At 41.5% G+C, this 15,633-nt stretch carries 10 protein-coding genes; 8 read left to right on the top strand and 2 right to left on the bottom strand.

Annotation, left to right across the window (positions count from 1 at the left end; genetic code table 11):
• Positions 1-16: 16 nt before the first annotated feature.
• The 3 genes from AC0L46_RS06025 to AC0L46_RS06015 all read left to right on the top strand — a co-directional run bounded on the left by AC0L46_RS06025 (position 17) and on the right by AC0L46_RS06015 (position 3,437).
• Positions 17-931: a response regulator gene (locus tag AC0L46_RS06025; RefSeq protein WP_473506527.1), complete on the top strand. Its 915-nt coding sequence runs from the start codon at positions 17-19 to the stop codon at positions 929-931.
• 256 nt (positions 932-1,187) lie between these two features.
• On the top strand, positions 1,188-1,607 hold the full coding sequence (locus AC0L46_RS06020; RefSeq protein ID WP_414681358.1) for a hypothetical protein: 420 nt from the start codon (positions 1,188-1,190) through the stop codon (positions 1,605-1,607).
• 261 nt (positions 1,608-1,868) lie between these two features.
• The gene (locus AC0L46_RS06015; RefSeq protein WP_473506525.1) at positions 1,869-3,437 is read left to right on the top strand and encodes a putative bifunctional diguanylate cyclase/phosphodiesterase; all 1,569 of its coding nucleotides are present in this window, start codon (positions 1,869-1,871) and stop codon (positions 3,435-3,437) included.
• Positions 3,438-3,510: 73 nt separating this feature from the next.
• Here AC0L46_RS06015 and AC0L46_RS06010 read toward each other — a convergent pair whose 3' ends face one another.
• Together AC0L46_RS06010 and AC0L46_RS06005 are read right to left on the bottom strand one after the other, a co-directional pair.
• A complete protein-coding gene (locus AC0L46_RS06010; RefSeq protein ID WP_473506523.1) occupies positions 3,511-4,998 on the bottom strand; it encodes a mannitol dehydrogenase family protein in 1,488 nt (495 codons plus the stop codon).
• Between the two features lie 17 nt (positions 4,999-5,015).
• On the bottom strand, positions 5,016-6,719 hold the full coding sequence (locus tag AC0L46_RS06005; RefSeq protein WP_414681364.1) for a purine-cytosine permease family protein: 1,704 nt from the start codon (positions 6,717-6,719) through the stop codon (positions 5,016-5,018).
• Positions 6,720-7,388: 669 nt separating this feature from the next.
• Between AC0L46_RS06005 and AC0L46_RS06000 the strand changes: the two genes are divergently transcribed.
• The 5 genes from AC0L46_RS06000 to AC0L46_RS05980 all read left to right on the top strand — a co-directional run bounded on the left by AC0L46_RS06000 (position 7,389) and on the right by AC0L46_RS05980 (position 15,506).
• On the top strand, positions 7,389-8,054 hold the full coding sequence (locus AC0L46_RS06000) for a glutathione S-transferase (RefSeq protein WP_473506521.1): 666 nt from the start codon (positions 7,389-7,391) through the stop codon (positions 8,052-8,054).
• 112 nt (positions 8,055-8,166) lie between these two features.
• Positions 8,167-8,679 carry a sigma-70 family RNA polymerase sigma factor gene (locus tag AC0L46_RS05995; RefSeq protein WP_473506519.1) on the top strand — a complete coding sequence of 171 codons (513 nt, stop codon included), beginning with the start codon at positions 8,167-8,169 and terminating at the stop codon, positions 8,677-8,679.
• A 17-nt stretch (positions 8,680-8,696) separates the two neighbouring features.
• Positions 8,697-9,689: a FecR domain-containing protein gene (locus AC0L46_RS05990; RefSeq protein WP_473506517.1), complete on the top strand. Its 993-nt coding sequence runs from the start codon at positions 8,697-8,699 to the stop codon at positions 9,687-9,689.
• A gap of 113 nt (positions 9,690-9,802) precedes the next feature.
• Positions 9,803-12,511, top strand: coding sequence for a TonB-dependent receptor plug domain-containing protein (locus AC0L46_RS05985; protein WP_473506515.1), 2,709 nt, complete (start codon positions 9,803-9,805; stop codon positions 12,509-12,511).
• A gap of 97 nt (positions 12,512-12,608) precedes the next feature.
• A complete protein-coding gene (locus AC0L46_RS05980) occupies positions 12,609-15,506 on the top strand; it encodes a M16 family metallopeptidase (RefSeq protein WP_473506513.1) in 2,898 nt (965 codons plus the stop codon).
• Positions 15,507-15,633: the final 127 nt, after the last annotated feature.

Genomic DNA, 15,633 nt, shown 5'->3' with positions numbered 1-15,633 from the left:
TTAAACCGGAAGTCTAATGATGAAACCCAACAGTAAGAGCGACATTGTATTAGTGGTTGATGACTCGCCAGATGCGCTGAGCCTGATTCACGATACTTTGGAAACAGCTAATATGGATGTTCTCGTTGCATTAGAAGGAAGGCAAGCCTTAACCATTGCGAAACGTATTCGCCCAGACATTATTTTGCTCGACGCCATTATGCCGAATATGGACGGTTTCGAGACCTGTCGAGAACTTAAAGCGGATCCTAGCTTGGCATCTATTCCTGTTATTTTTATGACAGGTTTGAGTGAGACGGATGACATTGTCCGAGGGTTAGAGGCAGGTGGCGTGGACTATCTAACCAAGCCCATTCAACCCAATGAATTGATTGCTCGGATGCGAGTGCATTTGTCGAATGCGAGGTTAAGCAACAACGCACAATCGGCGCTCGACAGCATGGGGCAGCATTTGATGACAACCACTCATGCAGGTGTGATTGCCTGGGCGACTCCTCAGACTTATGCCTTGCTCGCCAAGGCGCGAGTCAGTGATGATTGGCAGCAGAGCGAAATGGCGTTACAAATTCGTTTATGGCTAGCCCATGAGCCGGCTGTTGGTAATGTGTTGAAGCTAACTGGATTAGACTATCCCTTAGCGCTGAAAATGATGGGGCTGACAGAGCAGAAAGAAGTGCTCTTGAAATTGGAAGATGGTAATAAACCCACGGGGCCAACATTGTTGAAGCTTGAGCTTGGACTGACGGATCGGGAATCAGAAGTTTTGCATTGGATTGCAAACGGTAAAACCAATCGGGAAGTGGCTGAGATTCTTGAAATGAGCCCGCGTACTGTGAATAAGCATTTAGAGCAAATCTTTCCAAAGTTGGGCGTTGAAAATCGAACATCAGCGGCGGGAGTGGCGTTACGCGTTTTGGCAATTGATCATTAATATTTCAGCTCGCTTTAATATAACTAGATATGTATATGACATATTCTTCCTTTTTAGTATCAATTTATTCACAAACTCTTGAACAAGATAAGAATGTTCATATGAACTGTGGCTAATTGTTTCGATCTTCTTTTATTTTTACCATGAAACCTTTCTTGAGGTGATTGATAGAGGTTTTAAGAAGCAATTTGCATGCTTTTGATTCTTCTATAGTTGTTACCTCTCAAATTGCATATTTAAAAGAAAGGCTTTATTCATGAAAAATGATGTCGCAGTACCACGAGAGAAGCTAGAGTGGAGTTTGTTAGGGTTACGTCTAGGGGTATTTATTGTCTTGTTAATGTGGACACTGGATAAATTCGTTAACCCTGAACACGCAGCCATTGTGTTTAAAGTTTTTTACTCTATTCCAGAGTTAAGCTCAGGCGTTTCTTATTTACTGGGCGGCTTGCAGTTGGCTCTTATACTGAGTTTTTTGATTGGCTTCCAAAAACGTTGGGTCACACTGGTCATTTTGATCATGCATTTGAGTTCGACCTTGGTGTCATTCGGTCGCTATATGGATCCTTGGGGGCCATCAAATCTTCTCTTCTTCGCAGCGTGGCCGATGTTAGCTGCGATCGTGATGCTGTATTTGCTCCGTGAATTTGACAATAAGTTCTCGATCTCAAAGTAAATCAAGCTCTCTATCCTCTTTTGTTTCTACTGAAATAGCGCCTAAGTTAGGCGCTATTTTTTATTCATAGTCCTAATTGATCTTTCACTATTTCTCCTAACGACGGCAAAATGTCGTAGATAAGGAAAAGAGTATTATGTAAAAAATGGAAGGAAACTCATAACTTATACAAAGTTATTATGTCTTGCCCTGAATTGATCGTTTATTAATTAATGTTAGTTTAAAATAGAACATAAATTCTTATTATGGATAGATAGTGTCATGAGTTGGATTTATATCTCGTTGATTTTGCTGGGCATGGTGGCGTTGGTGTTAAGCCTGAGGCCTACCTATGATATTTGCTCTAGGGATAAGGGCTTAGGTTGGAATATCCTACTTTTTTTAATTGTCCTTTTTATTCTTGGTTATGGCGGGATGCTTTATTTTCAGCTTAGCCAGCCAGCGACAGGTCTGATTTATGCTGTCATTTCTTGTATTTTATGTGGTGGTGGCATGTTTGTTTTTGTGGTGAGTAAGTTGAGCCATAAAAGCATTATCAAATTGGAAGAAGTCGCTGATGTAGAACGCCACAACGCCTTGCATGACAGTTTGACCGATTTGCCCAATAGAAAGCATATTTTGCAGCGCATGACGGAATATGCAGAAAGCCAAACACCATTCACTTTATTGTCGATTGATTTAAACAACTTTAAGCAGGTAAATGATGCTTTAGGCCATCATTATGGCGATGAATTATTAATTGCAGTGTCGGCTCGTTTTAGAGAGCTTTTACCCTCTAACACTTTTGTTTCCCGTATGGGCGGTGATGAGTTTGCTTTAATTGTGAACACCAATGAAGAGAAAGCTTATCTTCACGTCGTGGACCTTATTCACGACACCTTAAAACAGCCTTTTCAAGTAATGGGCTATGACATCAATGTGTATCTGAGTATTGGTGTTAGCCTATTCCCGAACCAAGCGACCGAATTAGATGAGTTACTGAAACAAGCAGACATTGCTATGTACGAATCTAAAAAGCATCGTCAAAAATATGTACTTTATAGGGATGAGTTTAATGCTGGTGGAAGTGAAAAACTTGTTATTTCTACAGGTATAAAAGCAGCACTAGAAAGGGAAGAGTTTGAGCTGCATTATCAGCCTATTGTGAACCCAGATAACAGTATTTATGGTGCAGAGGCACTTATCCGCTGGCCTCAAACGGACGGCAGTTACATCTCGCCGAATAAATTTATTGGCATTGCCGAGCAGAGCGTTTTGATTGGTGAAATTACGGCTTGGGTTTTGAATAAATCGTTTTTAGATTTACAGGAAATGAAAAAAGGTGGCTTCACTGGTTGCTTGCATATCAACCTATCTGCTCAAGATTTACAAAATGACGCTGTGTATCAATTGGCCCTGAAATTTAGTGAAAAAGACCCATCCTGCGTGGACCAGCTAGTGTTTGAAATAACAGAAAGCGCCATGATGAAAGACCTGTATGCTGGTAAGAAGATGATGCTTAAGTTAAGTGAAATAGGTTTTCGATTCAGTATTGATGACTTCGGCACAGGCTTTTCTTCTCTTTCTTTATTACGTGAGCTTCCAGTTAATCAAATAAAAATTGATCGTTCATTTATTACGGATATGAGTGTTGGGTCCGTCAATCACTCAATAGTAAAATCCACACTGTTTTTAGCCAAAAGCTTAAACTGCAGTGTGGTGGCGGAAGGGGTAGAAAATCAAAATGTTGGACAAGAACTAAGTCACTTAGAATGTGATTATATGCAAGGCTTCCATTACAGCCGAGCGATACCTTTGACAAAGTTTGTTGATAAATTCATTACCGCTTAGCGAATAAAAAAGCCCGATAGACTCGATTTAATACGAGTTTATCGGGCTTTTTAATAGCCGTTGTTACTTGAGGCTATTTGATGATTTCTTGCATTAAGACTGCAATGTCTGGGTTTGCGTAAAGCGCATCAAGCTGGCGAGTGTATTCACTTGTGAATGCATCCGTTTGAGCCAATTCACCAAAGATGTCATCAAGCTTCAGGAAGGACAGTTTGTCTTTCGCTGTGTTTGCTGCCGCTTCGTGTAATTCCGCTTTCATTGCATCGACGATGTCGAGCGCGACGCCATTTTTGTCTGTGCCTTTGTCTGAGTAATAACACCAAGCCGCGATGACCAAAGCGGCGTATTTTACGCTACCGCCTTTTTTAAGGTTTTCTGCGATGGTTGGAATTAAGAAAGTTGGCAATTTTGCTGAGCTTTCTAGACAAATGCGCGCTAGGTTATCTTTCACATTTGGGTTACCAAAACGTGTGATTAGCGTGCTTTTGTACTCTTCCAAGTCAATGCCTTCAACTGGCGCGAGAACCGGAGTGGCTTCAACGTCCATGAATTGACGTAAGTAAGTTGCGAACAATGGATCTGCGATACAGCCGTCAATTGTTTGGTGGCCGTGAATGGAACCCAACAAACCTAAAACAGAGTGACCTGCGTTTAGAAGGCGAATCTTCATGGTTTCGTAAGGAGTTACGTCAGGCACAAATTGCGCGCCAACACTTTCCCATTCTGGGCGACCATTTGAGAATGTGTCTTCAATGACCCATTGGTGGAATGGTTCGCAAACGACAGGCCAAGCATCATCGACACCGGCGTCTTTTAATGTTGCGATATCAGCAGGTGTTGTGACTGGCGTAATGCGGTCTACCATGGCATTCGGGAAGCGAACTTCTGCTTCGATCCACGTTGCTAAGTCAGAATCCTGTTTACGAGCAAATGCCAATAGCATTTTGCGTGTCATGTCACCGTTGTGCTGGATGTTGTCGCAAGACTGAACAGTAAAAGCTGGCAAACCTGCATCACGACGTTTTTTCAATGCAGCAGTCAAGTAACCGAACACCATTTTTGGTGTAGCTGGATTGGCTAGATCGTGCTGAACGTCAGGATGATCAAAGTCGAATTCATTGGTCACAGGGTTAAAGTGATAGCCACCTTCTGTGATCGTCAATGAGACTATTTTGGTTTCTTCGTTCGCCATTTTGTTAATCACAGCAGAAGAATCATCGCTTGCCAGCATGAAATCAATGATTGAACCAATCACTCGATTTTCTATTTGTCCGTTAGGGTGTTTGACGATCAAGGTATAAAGATAATCTTGCTGTTTAAGAACATCACCGATTTTACGGTCAGCTTCACGTAAGCCAACGCCGCAAATGCCCCATTCTGTTGATTGGGTGTTTGCTAAAAGCTCATCTGTGTAATAAGCCTCGTGAGATCGGTGAAATCCACCTACGCCAATGTGCACGATTCCAGCCTTGAGTTTGCTTCGGTCGTACGTCGGACGAACGAAAGACTCTGGCAAGTGCGGTAGGTTACTTTGATTCAATGCTATGAATGTTGTCATCATGATTCTCGAATGATTAATTACGCTTGTAGCGCTTTTTTCCGACGCAATACCCAATAAGCCGCTACGAAGTAGACGACAGTACAGATAAAGCCATAAAAATAGAAAGTGTCACGGTTTTCTAAATACGCTGCCATGTCAGCACTGCTAAACATGGTGATGGAAGCAAGAGTTAAGGTGACACCTAAGCTCAACCAAGCAATGACTTTTAGCGCTGTAGACAATAGAGAATTGTCTTCTACTATTGGGCTTTCTTCTTTTGCTTGTTGCTCATGGAAAGCGGCAACCAGTTTGTTGTGCTCTGCCATTTCTGCTTTTTCTTCTGGGTACTTTTTGTCTGCGCCATAGCGTTTTGCAAGCAAGGTATAAACGACAATAGTCACAACCCATGTCGGTAAGAATAGGTAGTAAAATGAGATCACATCAAGCGCGTTTAAACCAAAGCCAAACACGAGACCAATCGCCCAAGACGCAACCGCTGGCGTGCTGTGAGTTAGCTTTTGGTAACTAACCCAGTAACGGCTGAAGCCAATTCTTGGGAAGATAACGTGTTCTGCAAAAACGATTGCACCAACAGGAACAACCAACAAACCAGCGTAAGTTAGTAGTGGCAAAATCTTACTGAAAACGAATGGGAAACACGCCACGATGACAGTTACGACACCAACTGCAAGGGTTGTTTGTCTTCTTGAGTAACGGTGGAAAATGCCTTGAGCAGCCAAACCAGCGCGATACAAGTTCGCGTTTGCGGTTGTCCAACCTGCAATGATAACAATGACGAAACCAGATAGACCTAATGCTTGGAAAGCCACATCACCTGGATCAAGCTCAATGATGGATTTCTTAACCAAAACAGCGGTACCTGCACCCATGATGCCGGCAGAGATCCAAGCAATAAAGTGACCGAAAAGCATACCTGAGCTGGTAGAAAGGCCGTAAATTGGCTTTTTCGCGTAACGCAACAACGCCATATCGATAAGACCGAAGTGGGTGATTGTGTTTGCTGCCCAAGCGAAACCGATTACTTCAAGCAGGCCAATTCCGGGTTCCCCCTGAGCATTGATGCCAGTCCAAATTGACTGGTCGCCTATGGTGATAAAGTCCTTGAAGCTGTGTAGTGATGTTGTGCCAAGAACAGAGTCGGCAAGTGCAGGCATCATGACAAGTGCGCCAGAACCGAACATCACAAATAACCAAGGGCCACAAATACCAGAAAACTCAGAAACGGCTTTAAATCCGTACATGGCAACAAATACCACGACGATACCAACAGCGAGTACAACTAGGACAAACCAAGGGTCTGTTGGGAACCAGTTTAACTGAGCGGGAATGTTGAATAAGTACCTGACAGCGGTACTGGAGACCGTGATCATGGCGGCGGATATGACGGTAAATATCACCACGTTAGCCCAGTTATAGAGCTTGGTCATGGATTTACCCGCAATTTTATCTAAGTAAGTGTAAAGGCTTAGACGTGTTTGAGTGGCGATCGGCGCAGTGATTAGCGTCCAACTTAAAATCGCCAAAATATTACCGATTAAAAGACCGAGTAATATATCCATTGTCTTTGCGCCCAGCGCAACAAAAGTTGCACCGATAACAAATTCTGTTGCGGCAACATGCTCGCCTGCATATAGGCCTAGGAAATGCTTCCAGCCATGACGTTTATGTTTTGCTATTGGCAGCTGTTCTTCGCTGACATTCTCTAGTTGTTTGAAATTCATCTTGCTATCTCATTATTTTTTTTTGCCAAAGGTTTATTGATAGAAATCCATTCTAGGCAACATCGAAAATTGCGTATTCTTCAGTCATTGACTCAAACAAACTCGATGTATGAGGTAATGCTGAAAAGAGTATTGCTGTTTTGCAGTGCAGAGGCGTTTGGTTGGAAGTGAAATCATGGAATTTGAAACATACAAAATAGAGGGTTTATTTATATAAACTCACTGATTTAATGTTCCTGTTTCTTATGAAATCAGTTCCCAGCTTCGCAGAACGCATATAAAACAAGCAGCAAAAATGTTTAATTATTTTTACATCAAGATAGTCAATAGGTATCAGTAATTATTTTCTGATAGTTAAATTGGCTCTAATATAAAATAGCGCTGAACTATATCAGCCCTTTTTTCGTAGTGATACTGGTACATTGGGTAAAGAGTGCGGCAAAATGTGCAAATATTGTGAACTTAGTCTTTATTTGTATTGACTTGATTGGTTGTGATACTTTTTTGCTGTTTATTGGTTGTTCAGAAAACAGATATGTTTTCTTTTGTTAGTTACGGTGTATTGTTTGTGAGTAGTCAAAGTGTTGCTGACTTTTGAGAAGCTTGTCTTGTGTTTTGTCCTATGAGCTTTAACCTGTTACCAAGGTAGTGAATACAAGGGAGCCCCTTATGATTAAAGTTCATCATTTAGAAAACTCACGTTCTCAGCGCATCTTATGGTTGTTAGAAGAGCTTGAGTTGGATTATGAAGTAATAGAATACAAACGTGACCCAGAAACAGCCTCTGGCCCTGAATCACTAAAAGCGGTTCATCCTTTGGGCAAGTCCCCCGTTATTGCTGATGGCGAACTTACGGTTGCAGAATCCGGTGCGATTATTGAATACCTATTAGACAGATACGATACGGAAAAGCGTTTAAGGCCTACAGAAGGGCAAGCTTTATTGGATTATCGTTATTGGCTGCATTTCGCGGAAGGCTCTTTAATGCCGCTTCTCGTCATGAAGTTGGTTATGATGAAAGTGCCTCAAAATCCCATGCCTTTTTTCATTAAGCCGATTGCCAAAATGATCACAGGCAAAGTCCAAGAGAAATTCATTAACCCGCGAATTGAGCCTCAGATGAGTTTTATTGAGGAAACCCTAAATCAGCAAACCTGGTTTGCAGGTGACAAATTAACCGCAGCCGATATTCAAATGAGCTTCCCTTTACAAGCGGCAAGCACTCGAATGGATCTGACAAAGTTTCCAAATATTAGCCGCTTCTTGAAACAGGTAGAAAAAGAACCTTCCTATCAAAAAGCCATTAAGAAAGGAGGCGTGTTTACGACTTTGTGAGATAAGGCGCTTTAAGTGGCTATAATTTAATCTCTTTGTTTGATATTGATTCTCATTTAGTGTATTTTTTGCTCACTTTCAAATTTCTATTTAAATGAGGTTTAGCTGAGCAATGAGTCTTAAGTGTCAAACGACCCATAATGTTGAAGAGCTGTATGTGGAACACAGCCGATGGTTAACAGGATGGATCCGTAATCGCTTAGGCTGTCATGAGTTAGCTGCTGATGTTGTTCAAGATACATTTCTTCGTTTGCTTAAAAAGCCAAAGTATTTTTCAAACATGGATGAAGCAAAAGCTTTTTTGAGTACCGTTGCTAAAGGGTTATGTGTCGATCATTGGCGTCGTAAACAAATAGAGCAAGCTTGGCTAGAATCCTTAACTCATAATGAAGAGCAATATACACCTTCTGCTGAGCACACCAATGTAATGATTGAGTTGCTGTGTGAACTCGATGCTATGATCTCTTCCCTTCCTAAGAAAGTAGCAAATACGTTGATTTTATCTCAACTGCATGGTCTGACATATCGTGAAATCGCGGAAAGGCTGTCTGTTTCAGAGCGTATGGTAAAGCGATATATGGCTCAAGCTATGTTGCAATGTGCCTTATTTAAATCCAATTTATAGTATAAGTTTGTCTTGTCATGATCTCTTCTAAATCCACAAGTTTTAAAGCATTGGAAGCCGCATCCGATTGGTTTGTTGTGTTATCTGATAAGCCTGTTTCAGAAACTGATTATTCAGCATGGCAAGATTGGTTGGCGATGAGCGAAGAGCATCGTGACGCGTGGAAAAAAGTCACTGAAATAGGGGATATGTTTTCTTCTTTCCAAGATGCAGGAAGCAATCAATCTGCTCGATATGTGATGGAAGAGCAGTATACGAGAAGCCTTAATAGGCGACAGTTTATGAAAGGTGCTATGGGGTTAACGGGTGTTGCTGCATTGGGTTGGTTCAGTTGGGAACACACAAAGTTACCTGTTCTGGCGTCCTCTTGGAATGCTGACTTCCGTACGCACGTTGGGCAGGTTTCTTCTTATGGTTTAGAAGATGGCAGCAATGTTTGGTTGAATACCAACAGTGCTATTAATCATAGTTATGATACTCAATTTCGTAATGTCTCATTGGTTGCAGGTGAGATACTTATTCAGACTCAGCCTACTTTGGACAGTAGGCCGTTCACCGTATCTTCTAATAATGCTGTGATGAATGCAGGTAAAGAAGCGGCACGTTTCTCTGTGCGGAACTTATCCAATCAACAAGCCGTGCTGGCTGTTTATGAGGGTGTGGTTTCTTTGGCGCCCTTAGATGCTAACTCAATCCAAACATTGCATGCAGGGCAAGAGGTAAGGTTTTCGGCGCACTCCATGACGGCTTTGCGTCCGGTTGAAGCAATGTACGAATCTTGGGTGAAGGGACTGTTAATTGTTGATGGGATGCCTTTATCTGAGTTCTTAAGTGAAATTGGTCGCTATCGATACGGCTACATTAATATTGATCCAAGTGTTGCGAATTTAAAAGTGACAGGAACCTACCCAATTAATGACTTTGATCTTGTGATCAATATGCTAGAAAACTCGTTCCCTATTCATGTGAAGCAGTCCTTGCCATGGTGGGCAAGTGTCTCTTCAGCTTAAGTATTCAGGATAAAAAATATTTTTTCTTAAATACTGATTTTATTGTGTCCCTTTTCTTCCCCTTCGTTCGGTATAGAAGTAAGACTCATTCTTATTAATGGCTGAATATATCTATGTCGACTTCTATTTTTACTAAAACTCGCGTCGCGAAAGTAGTGCAAGTTGCGATTATGGCGTCTGCTATCTATAGCTCATGCTCTCTTGCTGACGATCTAAATGAAATCCAAAACTACAATATTGCTTCTGGACAGCTTTCTGTTGCGTTAAATCAATTTGCGGCTCAGACTGGTGTGTTTTTATCGGCAGACTTTGCTTTATTGAGCAATAAAAATACGGCTGGAGTATCGGGTAGTGCGACTGGGCTAATGGCTTTAAGTCAGTTACTCGCAGGCACTGGGTTGACCTTTAAAGTGGATGATAAAGGTACGGTTATGATCCTTTCTGAAGAGGAGATCATAAAAGATGAAAACGGTGTGAATTTGCCTGTTTTGTTAGTTGAAGACAGCGAGTCTACGGCGGTTGTGATAGGTAAGCGCGTTTTAGATGCCAGTGAAATTGACTCAATGGCGGGTGGGGATGGAAATCTAACTGATTTGCTGCAAGGGAATGGTGCGGTTCGATATAGTTTGACATCAAGCTCTTCTGCTAATAGTGCAAGCATGCGACCTGATGAAATATCTATCCATGGCCAATCTCATTATCAGAACGCTTATATTATTGATGGCATTTCAGCGAATAATGACCTGAATCCTGGAGATTCAGAGGATACTTACACGAATCCTATTACACCGACGAACTTAAGTATGTTGGGTGGCAGTTCATCTCAGGCTTATTATGTAGATCCAGATGCCTTGGAGTCTGTTGAAGTTTATGACTCTAATGTTCCGGTTGAATTTGGCGGCTTTCTTGGGGGCGTTGTTTCTTCAACATTAAAGCGCTATGACGGAGAGGATTCTCTATCTATCAAGTACGCTATATCAAAAGATGAGTGGACCGAAATGCACGTGGATGAGTCATTAGAAGAAGACTTTTCTGATGGTGATTTGATTGATGGCTCATATACACCAGACTTTTTGAAACAGCGACTGACTATCTCTGGTGCAAAAGGCATTACTGAAGATACTGGGGTCACCTTTACCGCTTCAAGAGCGACTTCTAATTTTTCTCAAAGTTATGTCAAAAACATAGGTTCAACCATTTATGGTCAGCAGGGCATTGAATACGATGATACGGTTGACAACTTTATGGGACGTGTAGATCACAAGGTAAATGACAAGCTTGATCTTGGTATGTCGATATTGTACGCGAACCGTTATCACGATGGTTTGACTTCGGCTTCTTATGAGTCCGGTTTTGTTAAGTCTCACCAATCTAATGGTATTGGTATCGATGCTGAATATCTTGCTGAAAACGGAACACTAAAAGGTAAAATTTCTTATAGTGAGTCCAGCGATAACTTAGACTCAGATGACTCTTTCTATACCTATCACCAAGCTGATTATTATGCTGGGGGTTGGCCTTATGAAGGTGGTTATGGCGACATTAATCAACAGCAGAATACCACCGAGTTATCTTTAGATTGGATACAAAATACATTCTCCTTCGCTAATGCAGATCACATTATTAAAACGGGTCTTAAATTAGATTACGAAACAATGTTTTATGAAGTTGAAGATGATATCTCCTATTCTTTCTATCGATGTGAAACAACTGGTTGTACTGATCGTGACGATGAATATTTGTATTCCACTAGTGAAGTTGAGAAGAACAAGTTAGACGTTTCTGGCTACTCTGCAGGTGTGTATTTATCTGATAACTTTACGGTAGGAGATTTTGACTATTACCTAGGTGTGCGTGCTGATTATAACTCTATATTAGAAAACCTTGATTTGTCTCCACGAGCAAATGTTACTTGGGATCTTTTTGGTGATAGCAGTACCAAATTGATAACAGGTGCCAGTCGATATTATGGGCGCAGCTTTTTCCGCTATGAAGTGAATAGCACATTACGCTCATGGCGAACGTTTACCAGATACAACTCAGATGGCAGTGTATACAGCACAACCGAATACTCAGACGATTCTTTATCTGATTATGATTTAAAAACGCCTTATTCTGATGAGTTGATGATTGGTGCTATACAAAGGTTTGGTGTCATAGATGCGAGCTTGACGTTTGTAAATCGAGAAAGTAAGGATATGGTGACGCGTGCAGAAACCGACGATGGCTTAGATTACTACGATAACCTTGGTGAAAGCTCGTCTTTTAATATCTCCTTAGAGCTAAAAACTCGTGAGCCAATCGAGATTGGAAACACAAAAACTTATGGTACCTTCGCTGTAAGTTATCAGGAAAGTGATTCTAACGTGACGAGCGATGTATCTTATGAGGATGAGATTTCATCAAGCCAGGTTTACTACAATGGAGAAGTGGTTTATCTAACCCAGCTGCCTTCCGTCGACTATAACATCCCCTTTGCAGTGGACTTTTCGACAACGACTCAAATACCAGACTGGAATATTGTTTGGTCTAATAGAGTGAATGTGAAATTTGGCGGTAAGGTTGCTCAAAATACATATGAAGACTACACAGATAGTGCAGGCGTTGATTACGACATTTATGCCGATTTAGACTTTGACGGTCTAATTACATTAGATACTTCAATTGAGTGGAAACCTCAATTATTCAAAGAGGTTTCAGGCAGCATAGAAGTCTCTGTAAATAATGTGTTTGATGATGTTGTAGATATGTCTACTAGTTCAGGCACTTATTCATATACGGCTGGTCGTTCGATCAGTTTGGCTTTTGGAGCCTATTTCTAATCTTTTCTTTTTCCTAAATTGGTACTTTTTATAAATTTTTGAAGACAGAAGCTCATTTGATGAATGAGCTTCTGCTTTACCTGTTGAAGGTTTTGTTGTGATTTTATTTATGTCGTCTCGTAGAAAACTGCTTAGTTTTGTTTGTGTATCATGGTTATTTTGTTGGCTGTCACCTGTATTAGCGGCCCCTACTGATGGAAAGTTGGAGTGGGATAAACGAGTTGTTAATGGCACATTAGAAAATGGATTTCGTTATTACTTGTTTGATTCAAGGCAGGATGAGACCTCTACAGAAGGGTTAACAATCGCAAACTTGCTGGTTTTAGCTGGTGCGATTGATGAGGAAGAGGATCAATTAGGTGTTGCCCATATGGTTGAGCATATGGTATTTCATGAAAGTAATGGTTTGCCCGATGGAGTTCGAAAGGCTCTAACGGATTTAGGTCTTAAGCAAGGTCGAGGTTTTAACGCCATGACGAATAGTGAAAATACTCGCTACATGGTGAATTTGCGGAATACTACTCCTGAAAACCTGGACTCACTTTTAAATATTTATCAGCAGATGGCATTTCAAGCGCAAATTAAAGCGGAGTCCTTAGTCAAAGAACGCTTAATTATTGAAGAAGAGTGGCGTGGGAAATTAAGCCATCGCTCCCGTATAAATGAGGACAAAAAAGCGATTTTACGTGTTGGATCCTTGTATCCAGAACGACCAGTAATCGGCACTCAAGATTCAATACAGCACACTCCTGCTGAGCGCCTACAAGCGTTTTATCGTGATTGGTATGCTCCCAATAACATGGCGTTGATCATTTTTGCTCCGACCGACATGAAAGCTTTAGAAGCTAAAATACAGTCAATATTTAGTAAGGAGAAAGCTAGAACGCTTCCTCAACGCCATCCTAAAAATCCTGTTTTAGACTCTAATATTAAAATGGGGCAGCTCATAGATTCTGGCAGTAAAATTAATCGTGTGGCTTTCTTGTACCGATTTGATAAGGCGTTTGTTAACACTGACGAAGGCAGACGTGATGGTTTGATTAACTACATGACGCGTCGATTATTAACCCAACAAGTTAGACGTCAAAGAGAAAACCTACCTGAGCACGTGCGGGCATTGACTAGCACGAAAGGAGAGCTAACAGAAAACGTAGATATTGTCGGTTTCTCTGTCAACGTTGATGGTGGTTTTCATAAAAAAGGGCTGATGGTACTTGCCCAAGAGATAGAGCGTCTAAAGCGTTACGGCTTCTTTCAAGAAGATTTTGAAACCTTGTTTGAGCAAGTTATTGAGACAACGGAAAGAAATAAACGCGTGTCTAAAGAGCGGGGCAATATTTGGTCAATTAAAATGGTTGAAGCGGTGGCTTTAGGAAAACCATTAGCAGACCCCGAGGAAAGCAATGATCAAGCACTCAGACTGATAAAAACAGTCTCTCTAGAGGATGTGAACACTCGTCTTCGGGAGTGGTTGTCGTCTCCTGATAGAGTGCTATATACACAGGCAGTGGGCGGTGAAAGTGTTGACCTTGGCTCACCTGAAGATGTTGGCGCTGTTTTTGAAATGGCTCGTAAATCCTCATTAGACGGTCTAGAAAGTAAAACCGTTGTTACGGAAAAAGAGTTGCCTAAAGTGAAAGAAAAAGGCTCGGTTGAGTTGTTATCTCGTGATGAAACGATTGGTTTGTCTAGGTGGCGTTTATCTAATGGTGATCAGCTATTATTTTTAAATCCAAGCGTATTGTCAGGTTCATATGAGTCAGAAGAAATAGAGGCGCGAGAAGAAGCGAATATAGAGGACGAATTCAGTTATTTTTCTGCGTTATCTTCTGCTGGTTATCAAGTGCAAACAGGCTCTACTTGGGCTCAACAAATTGCACAACAAATGTCTGAAGCTTCCGGTGTATATGGTTGGAGCGATGATGAGTTTCAGCAGTGGCGTCGTAATAACAATGTTTTCTTATCCTCCACGCAAAAGTCACAAAGTCTCATTTATCGAGGAAGTGTCCGCGATAAAGGTTTAGAAAAAATGCTTGGATTGTATTATCAAGGCCATGCTGTGACGGGGATTGCGCCAGATGTTTATGCTTCAGTGATGGAGGATTTAAAAAGGTCGGCTGGAGTTTCTGTCGTTCGTCCAATTGAGGCGTTTTCTCGTGAGTTGGCAAAAGCTCGATTTGGTGGCAAGGACTCAATGGTGCCTACTTTGTTGGATCTACAAGAGCTGACCCATGAGTATTTAGAGGAAGTTAGGCAGCAGCAAGTTAGTTTGCCAACACAATACTTTATTGTGTCTCATATGGAGGAGGCTCAAGTTCTCGCGTTAGCCGCTCATTATCTAGCGACTATCCCAAGAGCTTCGAGTAAGGACTACAAAGACTCACAAGAGCGCTTTATTACCAAGAAAAATACTGCACCAGTTTTGCAGCTACCTGGGCAGAGAGTGGTTGATGTTGCCTTAAACCCTGAGCCTAAGGCGGAATATCGATTACATGCTTATCAGTCGTTACCTTGGTCTCCTCGAGCTGCGGTTCAGCTCTTGTATTTAGGTGAGCGACTGGAAGACGAACTGCAGAAACGATTACGCAGTGAAGTGCAAGGTGTTTACAGTGTTAGGGCTGTATTGGAGCTTAATCAAGATACTGACCGAGCAGAGTTATCTATTCAATATTCAAGTGACCCATCGCGTTTAGATGATTTGGCTGCTATGACTGATGATGTTTTGGCTACATACGCTAATAGCATTACACCTGAATGGGTAGAGCAGGCTTATGACGGTTTTGTCGATATAGAGCAGAATCGTTTAAGAAACTCATTTGAAGCAACTTTGATGCATCGTTTAGAGCTAAGTGAAAGCTATTATGGTGATGCCCGTTACCTTAAAGATATGAAGCAATTGAAGGAAGGGTTAGAAGAGGAGCAGCTTAAGGCATTAGCGCAGCGTCTGACGTTCGAGAACAGAGTGAAAGGCTTCTATCGCCCCTTGGTTAATTGATCATTTAGTCTATTCCTTGTTATTTTTTATACTTAAACAGCCTCTTTAAGATGATTACCTTAAAGAGGCTGTGTTTTGTTCAGTAAGTATTAAAGCTCTTGTTGCAGTGATGCTTTCTTTGATTTCT

Source organism: Marinomonas sp. 15G6-16, from assembly GCF_055809555.1.
This window is presented reverse-complemented; position numbering and strand designations above follow the sequence as displayed.